Annotated in this window: 13 protein-coding genes; 11 read left to right on the top strand and 2 right to left on the bottom strand. The window is 59.1% G+C overall.

The window, feature by feature from the left end; genetic code table 11:
• Positions 1-5 precede the first annotated feature (5 nt).
• Positions 6-818, bottom strand: coding sequence for a DeoR family transcriptional regulator (locus ACB028_RS03815; protein WP_042027597.1), 813 nt, complete (start codon positions 816-818; stop codon positions 6-8).
• A gap of 273 nt (positions 819-1,091) precedes the next feature.
• Between ACB028_RS03815 and kbaZ the strand changes: the two genes are divergently transcribed.
• The 11 genes from kbaZ to ACB028_RS03760 all read left to right on the top strand — a co-directional run bounded on the left by kbaZ (position 1,092) and on the right by ACB028_RS03760 (position 11,709).
• Entirely contained in the window at positions 1,092-2,387 is a 1,296-nt protein-coding gene (gene kbaZ / locus ACB028_RS03810) for a tagatose-bisphosphate aldolase subunit KbaZ (protein ID WP_371143542.1), read from the top strand.
• A gap of 12 nt (positions 2,388-2,399) precedes the next feature.
• A complete protein-coding gene (locus tag ACB028_RS03805; protein WP_371143541.1) occupies positions 2,400-3,611 on the top strand; it encodes an SIS domain-containing protein in 1,212 nt (403 codons plus the stop codon).
• An 82-nt stretch (positions 3,612-3,693) separates the two neighbouring features.
• On the top strand, positions 3,694-4,134 hold the full coding sequence (agaF, locus tag ACB028_RS03800) for a PTS galactosamine/N-acetylgalactosamine transporter subunit IIA (protein WP_042072866.1): 441 nt from the start codon (positions 3,694-3,696) through the stop codon (positions 4,132-4,134).
• The gene (nagA, locus tag ACB028_RS03795) at positions 4,135-5,334 is read left to right on the top strand and encodes an N-acetylglucosamine-6-phosphate deacetylase (protein ID WP_371143540.1); all 1,200 of its coding nucleotides are present in this window, start codon (positions 4,135-4,137) and stop codon (positions 5,332-5,334) included. It begins immediately after the preceding gene.
• The gene (locus tag ACB028_RS03790) at positions 5,325-6,179 is read left to right on the top strand and encodes a tagatose bisphosphate family class II aldolase (RefSeq protein ID WP_371143539.1); all 855 of its coding nucleotides are present in this window, start codon (positions 5,325-5,327) and stop codon (positions 6,177-6,179) included. Before nagA ends, ACB028_RS03790 begins: the two co-directional genes overlap by 10 nt.
• A gap of 40 nt (positions 6,180-6,219) precedes the next feature.
• Positions 6,220-6,696: a PTS N-acetylgalactosamine transporter subunit IIB gene (gene agaV, locus ACB028_RS03785; RefSeq protein ID WP_371143538.1), complete on the top strand. Its 477-nt coding sequence runs from the start codon at positions 6,220-6,222 to the stop codon at positions 6,694-6,696.
• Between the two features lie 2 nt (positions 6,697-6,698).
• Positions 6,699-7,478 carry a PTS N-acetylgalactosamine transporter subunit IIC gene (agaW, locus tag ACB028_RS03780; RefSeq protein WP_042027588.1) on the top strand — a complete coding sequence of 260 codons (780 nt, stop codon included), beginning with the start codon at positions 6,699-6,701 and terminating at the stop codon, positions 7,476-7,478.
• A gap of 1 nt (position 7,479) precedes the next feature.
• Positions 7,480-8,319, top strand: a complete 840-nt coding sequence (locus ACB028_RS03775) for a PTS system mannose/fructose/sorbose family transporter subunit IID (protein WP_225631628.1) — start codon at positions 7,480-7,482, stop codon at positions 8,317-8,319.
• Between the two features lie 21 nt (positions 8,320-8,340).
• On the top strand, positions 8,341-9,069 hold the full coding sequence (locus tag ACB028_RS03770) for a sugar isomerase domain-containing protein (RefSeq protein WP_026456119.1): 729 nt from the start codon (positions 8,341-8,343) through the stop codon (positions 9,067-9,069).
• Positions 9,070-9,082: 13 nt separating this feature from the next.
• On the top strand, positions 9,083-9,814 hold the full coding sequence (locus tag ACB028_RS03765) for an SIS domain-containing protein (RefSeq protein ID WP_342012874.1): 732 nt from the start codon (positions 9,083-9,085) through the stop codon (positions 9,812-9,814).
• A gap of 65 nt (positions 9,815-9,879) precedes the next feature.
• Positions 9,880-11,709 carry an RICIN domain-containing protein gene (locus tag ACB028_RS03760; RefSeq protein ID WP_371143537.1) on the top strand — a complete coding sequence of 610 codons (1,830 nt, stop codon included), beginning with the start codon at positions 9,880-9,882 and terminating at the stop codon, positions 11,707-11,709.
• Positions 11,710-11,925: 216 nt separating this feature from the next.
• Here ACB028_RS03760 and fdhF read toward each other — a convergent pair whose 3' ends face one another.
• On the bottom strand, positions 11,926-16,104 hold the full coding sequence (gene fdhF / locus ACB028_RS03755) for a formate dehydrogenase subunit alpha (protein WP_371143536.1): 4,179 nt from the start codon (positions 16,102-16,104) through the stop codon (positions 11,926-11,928).
• Positions 16,105-16,402: the final 298 nt, after the last annotated feature.

Raw genomic sequence — 16,402 nt, 5'->3', positions numbered from 1 at the left:
GGCCTCTAGGGGGCGTCAGCCGGTACCAGCAGCACGTCGATCCCGGCATGGCGCAAGCCGTTGAGCAGTTCGGCGGGCAGGGCGTCATCGGTGATCAGGGTGTGGATGCGATGAGTGTCGATGATCCTGTGCAGGCTCAGGCGCCGGAACTTGCTGGAGTCGGTGACCACTATGATCCGTTCGGCCACCTGGCACATGCAGCGGTTGAGGCGGGCCTCATCCTCGTGGTGGGTGCTGATGCCCCGTTCCAGATCGATGCCATCCACCCCGAGAAACAGCAGGTCGAAGTGATAGTTCTGCAGGGACTGCTCGGCCTGGGCGCCATAAAACGAGAGCGATTTGCGGCGCAGATGCCCCCCCGTCATCAGTAATTCGACCCCTTCGGCCTCCAGCAGGGCATTGGCCACGTTCATGCCGTTGGTCATCACCAGAATGTCGTGATGGGCGCGCAGATGGCGTGCCACCTCGAGGGTAGTGGTACCCGAATCGAGCACGAGGCGACAGCCGGGGTGGACGAGCGTCGCGGCCAGCGCCCCAATGCGCTGCTTGACCGGTGTGTTGAGTACGCTCTTGTCGGCGATGGTGCGCTCGGGCACCGCCTGCGCCTGATTGGGCTCGCAGAGCAGGGCGCCGCCATAGGCGCGCACCGCCACTCCCTGGCGTTCCAGAAAGGCCAGATCGTTGCGAATGGTGACGGTAGACACCTGATAGTGATTGGCCAGATCGTTGACCTGTACGCTGCCATTGGCGCGCAGTTGCTGAATGATTTTTTCCCGCCGCTCGCTGGTACCGAGCACGCTCTTTTCGGTTGTCTGCATAAGCTCTTCTGCCGGAGTGTCGTGGTGAGCCCACCACTTTCGTTATTTTTCGTTTTTCATATTAATGCCCAGGGGCCTTTGCAAAGCAAGCTTTCACTCATCGCACCTAGCCTGGTCGCGCTCCTTTCCCCTCTTTTAGTCTTTCAATACCTTTCCATTCGTGATCCTGTTCATGATTTGAACAAGCTTTCATTTCGTTGAATGCATCTAAAGTCTATGGTTTGGAAAGAAATCGAAAGCTGTTTTGATGATTAAATAGTCAATGGTGGTGCAATGAAATCGGTGCAGGGGTTGATCGAAAGACATAAGCAGGGGGAGCCGGTCGGCATCTATGCCGTCTGCTCCGCCCACCCGCTGGTGCTGGAGGCGGCCATGCGCCTGGCCGCCACAGGGAATGAGTTGTTGCTGATAGAGGCGACCTCCAACCAGGTCGACCAATACGGCGGTTACACCGGCATGACGCCCGCCGATTTTCGTGACCATCTGTATCGGCTGGCCAAGGTGTGCGACTTCCCGGTGCACCGCCTCATGTTGGGGGGCGATCATCTGGGGCCCAATCGCTGGCAAGGGGAGCCGGCCGACCAGGCCATGGCTCATGCCGACGAGTTGATCGCCAGCTATGTCGCCGCCGGTTTCAAGAAAATCCATCTCGATTGCAGCATGCCCTGCCAGGGAGATGCCGTGCCCCTAAGCGATGAGTTGGTCGCCGAGCGGGCCGCTCGTCTGGCACGGGTGGCCGAAGAGACCTGCCAGGCCCGGTTCGGGCGCAGCGATCTGGTCTACGTGATCGGTACCGAAGTGCCGGTGCCGGGGGGCGCCCATGACGATCTGGTTGAGCTGGCCGTCACCACGCCACAGGCTGCTCGTCACACCCTGGAGGCGCACCGGCAGGCGTTTGTCCGCGCAGGGCTGAATACGGTCTGGCCACGGGTCATTGGCCTGGTGGTGCAGCCCGGTGTCGAGTTCGATCACACCCGTGTCATCGATTATCGGCCCGAACAGGCGGCGCCCCTCAGCCGGATGATCGAAACCTATCCCGACATGGTGTTCGAGGCCCACTCCACCGATTATCAGACCCCGACGGCTTGTCGCCAGCTGGTGCGCGACCACTTTGCCATTCTCAAGGTCGGCCCGGCCCTGACCTTTGCCCTGCGCGAGGCGCTGTTTGCCCTTGTTGCAATCGAAGAAGAGCTGGTCCCCACCTATGCCTGCTCGGGCCTGCGTCAGGTGATGGAAGAGGCGATGCTGGATCACCCCGATTACTGGCGCCATCACTACCATGGCAGTGCCAGGGAGTGCCGTCTGGCTCGTGGTTACAGCTATTCGGATCGCATTCGCTACTACTGGCCGGACAGCCGGGTCGACGCCAGCTACGCCAGACTGCTCGCCAATCTGGCCGCCGAGCCCATCCCCTTGCCCCTGCTTAGCCAGCATATGCCCCTGCAGTATCGCAAGGTGCGCCAGGGCACGCTGTCGGCCACTCCCCACGACCTCATTCTCGATCAGGTGCAAGAGGTGTTGCGGCACTACGAGTTCGCCTGTCATCCCCGGTTAGACCCAGTTGTATAAGGAGTTGCAGAGATGATCCTTGGTTATTCCGTTGAGACATTGCGTCTCGCCAATGGCCTGGCCACCGCCAGCGAGATCCACCAGCAGCCCGCCACCTGGCGGGAGACCCTCACCATGGTCGAGGCGTGTCGCCATCTGCTGGATCCTTTTCTCGCTCCCTTGCTCTGCCATGACCATCTGAGGGTGATCCTGACCGGTGCCGGTACCTCCGCCTTTGCCGGGCGCGCCCTGGCCCCTTATCTCGCGGCTCGCCTGAATAAGCGGGTCGAGGCGATAGCAACCACCGACATAGTCACCGATCCGGCTGAATATCTGGCGCAGGATTGTCCGACCCTGCTCATCTCCTTCGCCCGCTCAGGGAACAGTCCGGAGAGCGTGGCCGCAGTCGAGCTGGCCAGCCAGTTGCTCAGTGACTGCTATCACCTGGTGCTCACCTGCAATAGCGAGGGGGAGCTCTATCGACGCTGCCAGCAGGAGGCCAACTCTCTGGCACTGTTGATGCCGCCCCAGACCCATGACCGCAGTTTTGCCATGACCAGCAGCCTGACCTGCATGATGCTGAGCTGTCTGGCCGTCTTCTTGCCGGCACAATTCAACCCAAGGGGCTGTGTCGAGCTGGTGTGCGCCAGCGAGGCTATCCTGGCCCAGGTGGTACAGCGCCTCCCCGATTGGAATGACCCCATGGCCGAGCGAGTCATCTATCTTGGCAGCGGCAGCCTGCAGGGTGTCGCCCAGGAGGCCGCCCTGAAGTTGCTGGAGCTGACCGGCGGCCTCTTGATCGGCATGCATGACTCGCCCACCGGATTTCGTCACGGTCCCAAGTCCGTGGTCAACGAGCAAACCCTGGTTGTGCTGTTTGTCTCCAACGACCCCTATACCCGTCAATACGATCTCGATCTGCTGCGCGAACTGCGTGCCGATGGCAAGGCGGCCCGGGTTGTTGCCATCGCAGATAGGCACGACTCCCGCATCGAGGAGGGGGAGCACATCTACCTGCCTCGTACCCTGGCACAGGACGACGCCCAGCTGGCCTTCTGTTACCTGCTCTATGCCCAGTTCTATGCCTTTCATACCGCCTTGTGCCTGGGCATCAGCCCGGACAATCCCTGCCCGACGGGGCAGGTCAACCGGGTAGTGCAAGGGGTCAACATCTATCCGTACAAACGCCTGGATAAGAGGGCGATGTTCGCAAGAGGCGAGGAGGGGGGCCTGTTATGCCTGTGAACCTGTTTTGCACTCGAAATCGCAAACGTTTTCAACCGGTTCGGGCCCTGTGTCCGTCATCACCAGAACAGGAGTGAGTCCCATGCTGGGCATCATCATCAGCGGTCACGGCGGGTTCGCCAGCGGATTGGCAGAGGCGATGGAGCAGATCCTGGGGGAACAACCCTGCGTGGTGGCCATCGATTTTCCCGAATCCTCCACCACCGCCCGGCTGGAACGGCAATTTGCCCAGGCCATCCCGACGGTGGATCAGGGGGACGGGGTCGTGTTTCTCACCGACTTGCTGGGGGGAACCCCCTTTCGGGTGGCTTCCTTGCTGGCCATGAGGGTGCCCGGGCGAGAGGTGATCACCGGCACCAACCTGCAGTTGCTGCTGGAGATGCTGCTGGAGCGCGATGATCTGAGTGCCAGCGAGTTTCGCATCGAGGCCCTTGCCTGCGGTCATCGGGGACTCACCTCCCTGGCCGACGAGATGAACAAGGAGCAGCAAGCACAGGCTGGTTTGGTGGAGGGGGGGATTTAAATGGCTTCACGGATCCGTGCCCGTTACCTGCTGACCGAGCAGGGGTGGCTGGCACATCAGCAACTGACCTTCGAGGCGGGGCGCATCACCGCCATCGACCCCTTCACGGGAGGCGAGCCGGAATGGGATGTCGAGCTGTTGGTGCCCGCCCTTATCGATGGTCATGTTCACGGCGGCGCCGGGGTGGACGTGATGGATGAGGAGGCCGGCGCCCTGGCCCATCTCTCCCTTGCCAAGGCGGCCGAAGGGGTCGGCGCCTTTCTGGCCACCACGGTGACTGCGCCATTGTCGCAGATTGAGCAGACCCTGAACAGGATCGCCGACGGCGTGGCCAACGGGATGCCGGGGGCACAGCTGCTTGGCAGCTATCTGGAAGGGCCCTACTTCACCCCCGAGCACAAGGGGGCCCACGATCAGGCCCTGTTCCGCGAGCTGGATATCCCGGAGCTGGAGAGGCTGCAACAGCTTGCTCGCGGCACCCTGCGGGTGGTCGCCCTGGCGCCGGAGAAACCCCGGGCGCTGGAGGCCATCCGTCACCTTGTTGCCAACGATGTGCGGGTCATGCTGGGTCACTCGGCCGCCGACCATGACACCACCATGGCGGCGCTCTCGGCCGGCGCCACCGGGTTGGTGCACTGCTTCAACGGCATGCGCGGCCTGCACCACAGGGAACCCGGCATGGTTGGCGCAGGCCTGATCCATCCCCATGCCTGGCTGGAGCTCATCGCTGACGGCCACCATCTGCATTCCGGCGTGCTCAGGCTTTGCCACTGCTGCGCCGGCGAGCGCCTGCTGCTCATCACGGATGCCATGTGCGCCGCCGGCATGCCGGACGGTCACTACCTGCTGGGCAACCACAGGGTGGAGATGAAAGCGGGAGTGGTACGTACTGAAGCCGGCGGTCTGGCCGGCAGCACACTGACCCTGCTTGGCGCGGTACGCAACATGGTACAGCTTGCGGACGTACCGCTTGCCGATGCCATCCACATGGCCTCACTGGCGCCGGCCCGCATGCTGGGGATTGCGGATCGCCTCGGTTCCCTCTCGGTCGGCAAGCAGGCCAACCTGCTCGCCCTTGGCAATGAGCTCGCTCAACAACACATCTGGGTGGCGGGCAGGGAGATAGATCCAGCCTGTTTCAGCCCCCTCTTCTCTGAGTCTCGCGTCAGCCATGGCGCACAGGAGTCACCATGTATCTGATCTCTTCCCATGAAATGCTCAAGGATGCCCAGTGCCGGGGTTATGCCGTTCCCGCCTTCAATATCCATAACCTGGAAACCGTGCAGGTCGTGGCCCGCACGGCGGCGCGCATGGGCTCCCCCGTCATCCTGGCGGGTACGCCGGGCACCTGTCGTCACGCCGGCGTGGAGTACCTCGTCTCCATCTGCCAGGCCGCGGCGCAGCAGTACCGCATCCCGCTGGTATTGCACCTGGATCACCATGAGGACGAGCAGGACATTCGTCGCAAGGTCGAGGCGGGCATTCACTCGGCGATGATCGATGCCTCTCACTGCCCGTTCGAGGAGAACATCGCCAAAGTGCGCAGCGTGGTGACCTTCTGTCACCGGATGGGGGCCAGTGTCGAGGCCGAACTGGGCCAGCTTGGCGGCCAGGAGGATGACCTCGTGGTCGATGCAGACCACGCCCACCTGACCGACCCGCTGAAGGCGGCCGAATTTGTCCTGCGTACCGGCATCGATTCGCTGGCCGTCGCCATCGGGACTGCCCATGGTCTCTACAAGGAAGAGCCCCATCTTGATTTCGCCCGCCTCGCCGCCATTCGCCAGCAGGTGGATATCCCTTTGGTGCTGCACGGCGCCTCCGGCGTGCCGGAGGCCGATGTGAGGCGCTGCATCGGACTTGGGATCTGCAAGGTCAATGTCGCGACCGAACTCAAGATCGCCTTTGCCGATGCCATGAAGGCCTTTCTCGGCAGTCACCCCGATGCCAGTGATCCACGCCAGTATCTGGTGCCAGCGATGGCTGCCATGGAAGAGGTCGTCGCCGCGAAGATATGCATGTGTATGAGCGACGGCAAATTATAAAAACAACTCATCTCAATTACATAAGGGAGGAAATGCCACTATGCCAAATATTGTCTACACCCGAATTGATGAACGAGGATTGCACGGCCAGGTGACCGTGGGTCATGGGCCACATTCGGGTTGCAATTTAATTCTGTTTGCCAATGATGCGGTGGCCAATGATCCGGCACAGCAAGCACTGGCAAATATGTCGGCAGGTGAATTTGATACCCGCTTTTTTACTTTGCAAAAAACCATTGACGTTATTCATAAGGCCGCCGGCCACCAGAAGATATTTATTCTGGTGCGTACCCCTCAGGATGCATTGACGCTGGTGAAAGGCGGTGTACCCATTACCAAAATCAATATAGGAAATATGCACTACAAGGAGGGAAAGGAGCAGGTTCATGCCACTGTGTCGTTGGATGATGATGACAAACATACATTTCGGGAACTGCTTGAATTGGGGATCCCCTGCACGATTCAGCGTAATCCATCAGACACTCCAATCGATATTGGACAATATGTGAAGGTGTAGATATGGATATGATAACTGTATTGGCCATCGCCATCTGGTGCGGTTTGGCGGGCCTTGATTACTATGGTTCCGGACTGATGATTGGGCGGCCCATTGTCACAGGGTCCGTGGTCGGCCTCTTGATGGGCGATCTCAAAACCGGTCTCGAGATCGGCGCCACGCTGGAATTGGCCTGGCTTGGGCTGGTGCCGTTGGCCGGCGCCCAGCCGCCCAATGTCACCATCGGCTCGGCGGTCGGGGTCGTGTTTGGTATCCAGTCAGGATTGTCTTCCAGTGCGGTCGTCGGGGTGGTGATCCCCTTTGCCATCTTGATGCAGCAGTTGACCGTCATTCAATTCACAACCTTTGCGACCTTGATGGCCAGGGTCGATAAAATGGCCGCAGAGTGCGATATAAAAGGGATCGAGCGAATAAATTATCTGGGAATGGCGGCCTATTTCTTTACCTTCTTCATCTGCGCATTTATTCCAACCTATTATGGGGACGTTGTTGCCAAAACGATCGTCGAGCAGGTTCCCAAGGGTATTATCGAAGGATTAAGCATTGCCGGTGCCATGATGCCTGCGCTCGGTTTTGCCATGCTGTTGAAAATGATGTTGAAAGAAAAGAGATATATTCCATTTTTCATCATCGGTTTTATTTGCGTCACCTTCCTGGAACTGCCGGTGATTGCCATTGCGCTGCTCGGTTTGTCGGTTGCCATTATCGATTATTTCAACCAGGCCGAACGCAAACAAAGCATGACCCGACCTGAGGATAAACAGATGGATGAGGGAATTTGACATGTCACAGCAAGCCAATGAAATCAAAAACGATGATGAATATCTCGATCAGGGCAATGAAATCGTTCTGGATAAAAAATTGATGCGGCAATCCTGGCTGCGGATGCTGTGGGTGCAGGCTTCATTCAATTATCAACGCATGCAATCATCCGGATTTCTTTATGCCATGTTGCCGGCATTGCAGCGGATCCATAAAAACAAACATGATCTGTCATTGTCACTCCGGTTGCACAATGAATTTTTCAATACTTCTCCCTGGCTGGTTAGTTTTATGCAAGGGGTTATTTTGGCCATGGAAAAAGGCAAGCAACCCATAGAAACCATTCGAACCTTCAAAGTGGCCGCCATGGGGCCATTGGGCGGTATTGGTGATGCCATGTGCCAGTTGACCATGCTGCCTATTACAGCCTCCATCGCAGCATCATTGGCCCTGGATAAGGTCTATATAGCACCGCTTATTTTTCTGGTGCTGTTCAATATGGTGAGATTCTCGATATGGGTGCCTCTTTTCAATTATGGCTATAAATTGGGGCTCAATGCATTAAGCACCTTGAAACAACAGAGTGAAGCCTTTAGTCGCGGTGCCACCATTCTTGGCCTGATGGTGGTGGGGGCGCTGACGGCTTCCTTTGTCCGGGTTCAACTGGACGTCAAGATCCCTCTGGGCGAGACGGCGTTGAGTCTTCAGGAAGGACTGTTAGACAAGATAATGCCCAATATCTTGCCGCTCGTTGTCGTCGCCTGCTGTTACCAGTTGATTATGCATGGCTTGTCGCCTGTGAAAATCATGCTTGGCATGATCGCCGGTTCGATCATTTTTCATTACGCCGGAATACTTTGAGCCAGTGAGGGAAAGAGAATAATGATTAGCTATCTAGAGGAATGCAAAATCATCATCGAGCAGGTGATGAAGAGTGAAGAAAACAATATTTTGCATGGAGCAAACCTGATGACCCGCACCGTTGCACAGGATGGTGTGATCCATGTATCTGGCGGTCATTGCCATATCTATGCCATGGAGACTTTTTATCGGGCTGGCGGTCTGGTGCCCATCAACCCGCTATTACCCCATATTTTTGCGACGGCGCCGCGTACCCAGGCTTATTCCGATCACATATATGAGGTGGAGGGGATCGGTTCCACTATTTTTGCGGATCAATGCGTCTCGACGAATGACTGCATCATATTGGCGTCGATAGCGGGCCGCACCATCCCCGTGGTGGATATAGCATTGGCCGCCAAAAAACGGGGCTTGCCGGTGATTGCATTGCAGTCACTGGCATTTAGCAGGCAGACAACACCGAAACACTCTTCCGGTCTCTTCCTGAGCGATATCGCCGATGTGACGATCGATCTGCATATTCCTTACGGGGATGCCGTTATCGAGCTGGAGGGCTTGTCTGAAAAATGTTGCCCTGTCTCGTCCGTGATCGGTTTCACCGTCATCCAGGCGCTGGTGACGCAGACAGTATGCAATCTGGCCGAATCCGGCCTGACCCCTCTCGTGTGGGTGAGTTCCAATCTCGACAGGGGCGATGAGATAAACAAAGAACATATTTTGTCCATGAAAGGACGGGTCAGCTGCCTGTGAGGGAGGGAATACTATGTACAAAAAATATGTGGCCGGATTGCTGCAGCATATGGATGTCGTGAAGGAGCAGCAGGCAATAATAGAGACGTGTGCCAAGGCGATGGCGCAGACCATCATCCAGGATGGCATGATCCATGTCACCGGCTGTGGCCATTCACAGATGTTTGCCCATGAGATGTATTACCGTGCGGGTGGTCTCGTGCAGGTGAATGCGATTCTGCCACCGGTATTGGCATTAGCCCCCTATGCCCCCATGAGCACCTTTGCCGAACGGCAGCATGGCTTGGCCGCCGTCGTGCTGGATGCCGAAAAAGAGTTGCGGGCGGGGGACATTCTGATCGTGGTATCGACTTCGGGCCGCAACCCTGTGCCCGTCGAGTTTGCCATGGAAGGGAAGAAGCGAGGCTTGACCGTGATCGGGCTGACGTCTCTTGCCTTTACCCGTTCGGTCAGCTCCCGGCATCAGAGTGGTAAAAAACTGGCGGACGTGTGCGATTACCTGCTGGATATGGGCGGTGTGCCGGGAGATGCCATCGTGCCCGTTCCCCATCATGATTTTGCCACCGGTTCAATCTCTTCCATTATTGGTTTTACGATCCTGAACAGCCTGGTTTGTGAATGTGTCAAACAGATACTCAGGCTGGATCAAAAACCACTGCTATGGCGCTCGGTCAATGCCGCAGAGGCCGCCGAGACGAACCGTGTCAATCTGGATAAATATAAAAACAGAGTGACCTGCATGTAAATCATTGACGATGTTGCCGGTATTTTTACGGCAGCATCGATTTATATTGTCACATGAGGTTTGCCATGAAAAAACACACGCGATTTATGATAAGTGGAATAATAGGTCTCGGTTGTTTCTCCTTTCAATATGTCTGGGCTGCGGTGACAGCTGAACATACGTCTCCCGAGCAGGTGTTTCTGGTCAATGATTCACCGGGTTTCTCATTTATTGATGAAACCGGGAAATACCTGTATCACGATACCCTCTCGCAATATAACAAATACAATCCCAATAATGCCGATCATGCCTGGCGATTTTTCAGCGCCAAAAACTACCAGGGGGCAAGCGACAATATAAAAGACAAGCTGGGGGATTATGAAAAGATAAAACAGATCTACGACCAGGCAACGGTACAGAACACGGTTCCGTTATGTACCAATACTCCCTTGATGAAGCGTATAAAACCTCGTGGCAGTGGCTATGACTATATCAATTACTGCGGTTTGATGGATGTCTGGGTCGATCCGGATAGCGGGGACTGGTATGGCTTGCTGCATGACGAAATTTTTGGTCTGACTCCCAGGTATGATGCTATCGAGTTGGTCAAATCCACGGATAAAGGATTGAATTGGGCCGTCACCGATGTCATCCAGACCTCCCAATATGGCATGGCGGATTCGCGAGACGAAGCGCTGGGGCAAACTTACAATTACGGTGGTGGCGACCCTCGTCTGTTCGTGGATTATGCCTCCGGTTATTTTTATCTCTTCTATACCAGTCGGGTCATGAATCTGTCCGGCTGGTCCGGGTTCAGCTCCTTCATGCAGGAGCATGTCATGAGGGCCCCGATCTCGGGGAAAATGTCGCCAGAGACGTGGCGAAAATATCATGATGGAAAGTGGGAAGCATTCTCTGCGGATGACTATTCCCTGGGTAATGCCGGTGCCGCCAGCAACATAGTGTCGGTAGAGTTGTCCCCCAAGGGGTATTTCACTCCCGAATATGACCCTGTCACCATGAGCGGCACCGCATCCGAGCTGGCCGGGCAGGGCAAACTGGTCAATTCGCCATTAAGAGTGATCAATGTGGCGTGGAATAGTTATCTGAAAAAATATGTGGCAACCCCCGAGCCATCGTCAGGGCCGAAAAATGAGGGCAAGGCGCCGTTGGCGCTTTACGTGACCGATAGTCTGTCGAGCCAGAAGTGGGAGAAGTTGCTGACATTGGACAGCTATGTCACCCGCTCCTGGTATCGCTTCATGATGGATCCGCAGGTTCAGACAAGGTCCAATTTTATCGTGGGAAAAACCTTCCGGACCTATTGCTATGTTGAGTGCCAGAAATATGGTGGTGAATATATCGATGTGACCCTCCAGCGCTCACAAGAAGAGATCTCGCCCATACTGGAAAATACTCTGCTTAAAAACCGTGACGGCGAGGTATTGACCGCAGATGACAAGTTCAACCTGACGGTGAAAAAAGAACCGGGCGAGGGTGATATGTCCTGGGGATTACAGGATAGGCAGGATGGTTATTATTCTGTGGTGGCCTATCCAACCGGGAATACGGCGCAAAAACGATATTTGGGGGTGACCGGCAGCGGGGCGGTCAACGTTTTGAGAAAGTGGGGAGCCGAGGTCGGGTTGCTTGATAATCCTTGTCAGGATGCCACCGCCGATGAGTGCTTGAGCGCGCAGTGGATCAAGGTGCCGACTGTGATTAGCCGTGACGATGGCAGTGAGCGCCGTGATGGCAGCTATCGCCTGGTCAATCGCTTCAGTGGCTTGACGCTCAATCTCGATGCGAGTCAGGCTCAGGATCGCCAGGCCACCTTGTCGCCCTTCCGTTCCTGGGATTGCACCGGGGCGACTTGCAAGGACAGAAACAGGGCTTCCTCACAGATACTGCAATGATCCCTTGGTCGTGCGGTATTGGCACGCTCTCCCGGATCCTCGTCAAAGCGCCTTGAGAAGAGGCTGGAGGAAGAGAGGCTGAAGGGACAGGGACTTCTTAAGGTGCAGAGACATAAGAAAAAATAAGCCGCGCAGAAAAGAACAGAGCCACCCGTCGGGTGGCTCTGTTGTGATGGGGCCGTACATAGGCGGCCGAACCGGGGTTGCCGCAGGCCATCAGGCCATCTCGGCTTCAGCCTCCCGGGCGTTGGCCGGGGTGGCCAGCTTGTCGATGCGCACAGCCGCGACCTTGAACTCGGGGATCTTGGCGTGGGGATCGGTGGCATTGATGGTGAGCCGGTTGGCCGGCGCCTCGGCAAAGTGGAACGGAATGAATACCACTCCGGGCTGCATTCGCTTGGTGACGAAGGCGGGCAGCTCGATATGGCCGCGGCGGCTGGTGACCTTCACCCGCTCGCTGTTGCCAATCCCGAGGCGTTCGGCATCCGCCACACTCATCATCACCCTGGGGCCGGCGAGCTTGTCGAGCCCCCGGGTCTTGCGGGTCATGGTGCCGGTGTGGAACTGCTCCAGCAGGCGCCCAGTGGTGAGCACTATCGGATAGGTTTCATCCGGCAGCTCGGCGGCATAGCGGAATGGCGTGGCCACCATCTCCCCCTTGCCCCGGGTGAACTGCTTGCCGTGGAGCAGGCGAGTCCCCTCGGGAGCCTGGTCATGGCAGGGCCACTGCAATCCGGCCTGACCCACCTTGTCCCAGTGGATGCCGGCGTACTGGGGCGTCACCCGGCAGATCTCCTCGGTGATCTCGGCCACATTCTGGTAGTGCCAGTCGCCCCCCATGGCATTGGCGAGCTGCTGGATGATCCACCAGTCTTCCCGCGCCTGCCCCGGCGCCTTGATGGCGGGGGAGAGACGCTGCACCCGCCGCTCCGTGTTGGTGAAGTGGCCGCTCTTCTCGGCAAAGGAGCAGGAGGGGAGCACCACATCGGCCAGCTGGGCGGTTTCGGAGAGGAAAATGTCCTGCACCACCAGGAACTCGAGACGCTTGAGCCCCTCGATGACGTGATGCTGATCAGGATCGCTCAGCACCGGGTTCTCTCCCATCACATAGAGCCCCTTGATGGTGCCGACGCAGGCGGCATCTATGGTCTCGGTGAGGGTGAGGCCGGGCTTGGTGGGTAGCCAGGGGGCCTGCCAGGCGGCCGCGAAACGGGCGTGCACCTTGGGGTCGGCCACCTTCTGGTAGCCGGGCAAGTTGTTGGGCAGGGCCCCCATGTCGCAGGCCCCCTGCACGTTGGACTGGCCCCGCAGCGGGTTGATGCCGCCCCCCTCGATGCCGATGTTGCCGCACAGCAGCTGCAGGTTGGCGATGGCCCGCACGTTGTCGTGGCCCGTGGTGTGCTGGGTGATCCCCATGGAGTAGTAGATGGCCGTGCGCTCGGCGGTGCCGATGAGGCGGGCGAGCTCAATCACCTGCTCGGCGGGGACGCCGGTGATGAGGGCCACCTTGTCCGGCGCATAGGCGGGAGAGAGCACCTCCTCTCGCAGCGCCTCAAACCCTTCCACCCGCTCGGCGATGTAGCCCTTGTCGTGCCAGTCGTGCCGGATGATCTGCTGCATGACGCCGTTGAGCAGCATCACGTCGGTGCCGGGGCGATGGGCCAGGTAGAGGCTGGCATGATCGGCCATCTCGATCCGTTTCGGATCCGCCACCACCAGCCGCGCCTTGCCCTCGCGTACCACCCGCTTGATGTGGGAGCCGATGATGGGGTGGGCCGCCGAGGTGTCGGAGCCGATGATGAAGATGAGATCCGAGTGGTCGATGCTCGGGATGTCGTTGGTCATGGCCCCGCTGCCGAGCGACGCCTCCAGGCCGGTGACGGTGGAGGCGTGGCACAGGCGCGCGCAGTGATCCACGTTGTTGGTGCCAAGCTCCCGGCGCACGAATTTTTGGAACAGGTAGTTGTCTTCGTTGGTGGTCTTGGCCGAGGAGAACCCCGCCAGCGCATCGCTGCCGTCTCGCTGCTTGATGGCGCCAAAGCGCTCGGCCACCAGGGCGATCGCCTCCTGCCAGCTGGCGGGCACCAGCTGGCCCTCCTTGCGGATCAGCGGCGTGGTGAGGCGCTCCTCGCTCTGGATGAAGTCAAAGCCGAAGCGCCCCTTGACGCAGAGCAGCCCCTGATTGACCGGGGAGTGGCGGTTGCCCTCCACATAGCGAATGCGTTGCCGCGCCTCATCCACATAGAGGGTGACGCCGCAGCCGACCCCGCAGTAGGTGCAGATGGTGTTGACCGGGGTGAGCAGCTCGGTGCGCCCCTGGGACTTGTCGCGGGCATCCACCATGGCGCCGGTGGGGCAGACCTGCACGCAGGCGCCGCACTGCACGCAGTGGGAGTCCCCCATCGCCAGTCCCGCCTCGAACTGTGGCCGGGTCGAGAGGGTGCCATCGGCCAGCCTGGCAAACTGCAGGATGCCCTGCACCGCCTGCTCGTTGCACGCCAGCACGCACTGGCCGCAGCCGATGCAGCGGTTGGCGTCGAACACGATGAACTCGCTGCTGTTGTCCACCGCAAACTTCTGGCAGTCATGGGTATCGAGGGCGCTCTGGTCGACCTTGTATTCGGTTGCGTAGTCGCGCAGGGCGCAATCGGTATTGGCCTGGCAGCCGCACTCCAGGCAGCGGGCCGCTTCGGCTCGGGCGGCGGCATCGCTAAAGCCCTGCTCCACCTCGGCAAAGTTGCCGCTGCGCTCGGCCAGATGGGGCATGACGGCGCGGGCGACCTGCTTCAGGTGGGCGAACTGGGCGGGGTCCACCTGCTTGAGGGCGGGGGCCTTGCTGGCGTTGAAGGGGCGCACCGGATCCACCATGGTGCCGTGCAGGAAGTGGTCGATGGCCAGCGCCGCCTTGCGGCCGTCGGCGACCGCCTCGATGGCGGTGGCCGGACCCCGGCGCAGATCGCCGATGGCAAACAGATTGGCGTGACCGCTGTGCATGGTCTCGGGGTGGGCGTCCAGGGTATTCCAGCGGGTGAGGGGCAGGGTCAGCGACTCCCCCTCCATAAAGCTCAGATCCGGCCGCTGGGAGACGGCGGCGATGACGGTATCAAACTCCTCGACGATGAACTCGCCGGTGGGCTCGGGGCGGCGGCGGCCGGAGGCATCCGGCTCGCCGAGGGCCATCTTCTCGAGCCGCACCTGACAGACGCGGCCGGTTTCATCGGCCAGGTTCTCCACTGGATTGGTCAGCATCATGAAGCGCACCCCTTCGTGCTCCGCCTCGTCAATCTCGTACGCCTCGGCGGGCATCTCGGCGCGGGTGCGACGATAGATGAGGGTGGTCTCGGCACCGAGGCGCACCGCAGTACGGGCGCAGTCGATGGCGGTATTGCCGCCACCGATCACCGCAACCCGTTTGCCGGTGGTGAGGCGCTGCTCCAGCATCCGATCCTTGAGGTAGTCCACCCCGAGATAACAACCTTCGAGAGTGCAGCCCGGGTACTCCATGGGCACGGCCTGGGAGGCGCCGACCGCCAGACAGACGGCGTCGTAGTCGCGGCACAGAGCCGAGAGGCTGAGCTCCTGCCCCAGGCGCTGACTGGTGTGGATCCGCATGCCGCTCTCGCACATCAATGCGATCTCCTGATCGAGGATCGCCTTGGGCAGCCGGTACTCGGGGATGCCGTAACGCAGCCAGCCACCGGCCTCGGGCATCGCCTCGAAAAGATCCACGGCGAACCCCTCATAGCCCAGGTAGTAACCGCAGGTGAGGCCCCCCGGGCCGCTGCCGATGATGGCGACCCGCTTGCCCTTGGCGGGCTTTTTCGGGGGGTGATAGGGGGTCATCCCGGCGAGATCCAGATCGGCGGCATGGCGCTTGAGCTGACGGATGGCCAGCGGCTCATCTACCAGGGAGCGGCGACATTCGGCCTCGCAGAAGGCCGGACAGACCCGGCCGATGGAGAGCGGCATGGGCAGTGTCTGCTTGATGACGGCGGTGGCCGCCTCGTGATCCCCCATTGCGATATGGTGCAGATAGGACTGGATATCCACCCCGGCCGGGCAGGCTCGCTGGCAGGGGGCCTCGCAGTCGGCGTAGTGATCCGAGAGGATGTGGCCGAGCGCCTGCTGGCGGTGATCCCTCAGGGCCTGCGACTGGGTGGTGACCACCATCCCCTCGCTCGGGCGGGTTTCGCAGGCGCGCCGGATGCCGACACCGGCGATCTCGACCACGCAGAGATCGCACGGGGTCTTGGGGGCACGGTCGTTGTCGCCGCACAGGGAGGGGATGTCGATATGGTGCTGTTTTGCTATCTGAAGCAGGGTCAGGGTCGGATCAACCGTCAGCTGAGCCCCATCGAGAGTGAGAGTGAGCATGGCGTCATAAACTCGGGTCAAGGCGCAGAAAATGCTGCATCTGGCGGAGCCAGCAGGAGAAGCGATCGAACAATCGCTGGATATAACCCCACATTACCAAAGGTCATCCACAACTTTATTTGATTTCGGACAGGTTATTGCGCCATAGGGGAAAACGCTTTCAAGGTAGGCTCTGCGCCTGGGTCAGCGGGCGAGCTGTTAAAGATAATTCCTTTAATAGCAGTATGTTAGTGAGTCATTGCAGCTTGTGAACGACAGGATTACCAGCAAGGAATGACGCCAGAAAAGATGAGGTGTGGGCCATCTGGCTCTTTTTCTA

This window comes from Aeromonas sp. S9(2024) (genome assembly GCF_041403185.1).
GTDB lineage: Bacteria > Pseudomonadota > Gammaproteobacteria > Enterobacterales > Aeromonadaceae > Aeromonas > Aeromonas enteropelogenes.
Note: the sequence above shows the minus strand (reverse complement) of the source record. Positions and strands in the feature narration are given on the sequence as shown.

What these genes read in the sequence shown, in the direction of transcription:
- ACB028_RS03815 (WP_042027597.1), bottom strand. Translation starts at nt 818, where the DNA reads ATGCAGACAACCGAAAAGAGCGTGCTCGGTACCAGCGAGCGGCGGGAA.
- kbaZ (WP_371143542.1), top strand. Translation starts at nt 1,092, where the DNA reads ATGAAATCGGTGCAGGGGTTGATCGAAAGACATAAGCAGGGGGAGCCG.
- ACB028_RS03805 (WP_371143541.1), top strand. Translation starts at nt 2,400, where the DNA reads ATGATCCTTGGTTATTCCGTTGAGACATTGCGTCTCGCCAATGGCCTG.
- agaF (WP_042072866.1), top strand. Translation starts at nt 3,694, where the DNA reads ATGCTGGGCATCATCATCAGCGGTCACGGCGGGTTCGCCAGCGGATTG.
- nagA (WP_371143540.1), top strand. Translation starts at nt 4,135, where the DNA reads ATGGCTTCACGGATCCGTGCCCGTTACCTGCTGACCGAGCAGGGGTGG.
- ACB028_RS03790 (WP_371143539.1), top strand. Translation starts at nt 5,325, where the DNA reads ATGTATCTGATCTCTTCCCATGAAATGCTCAAGGATGCCCAGTGCCGG.
- agaV (WP_371143538.1), top strand. Translation starts at nt 6,220, where the DNA reads ATGCCAAATATTGTCTACACCCGAATTGATGAACGAGGATTGCACGGC.
- agaW (WP_042027588.1), top strand. Translation starts at nt 6,699, where the DNA reads ATGGATATGATAACTGTATTGGCCATCGCCATCTGGTGCGGTTTGGCG.
- ACB028_RS03775 (WP_225631628.1), top strand. Translation starts at nt 7,480, where the DNA reads ATGTCACAGCAAGCCAATGAAATCAAAAACGATGATGAATATCTCGAT.
- ACB028_RS03770 (WP_026456119.1), top strand. Translation starts at nt 8,341, where the DNA reads ATGATTAGCTATCTAGAGGAATGCAAAATCATCATCGAGCAGGTGATG.
- ACB028_RS03765 (WP_342012874.1), top strand. Translation starts at nt 9,083, where the DNA reads ATGTACAAAAAATATGTGGCCGGATTGCTGCAGCATATGGATGTCGTG.
- ACB028_RS03760 (WP_371143537.1), top strand. Translation starts at nt 9,880, where the DNA reads ATGAAAAAACACACGCGATTTATGATAAGTGGAATAATAGGTCTCGGT.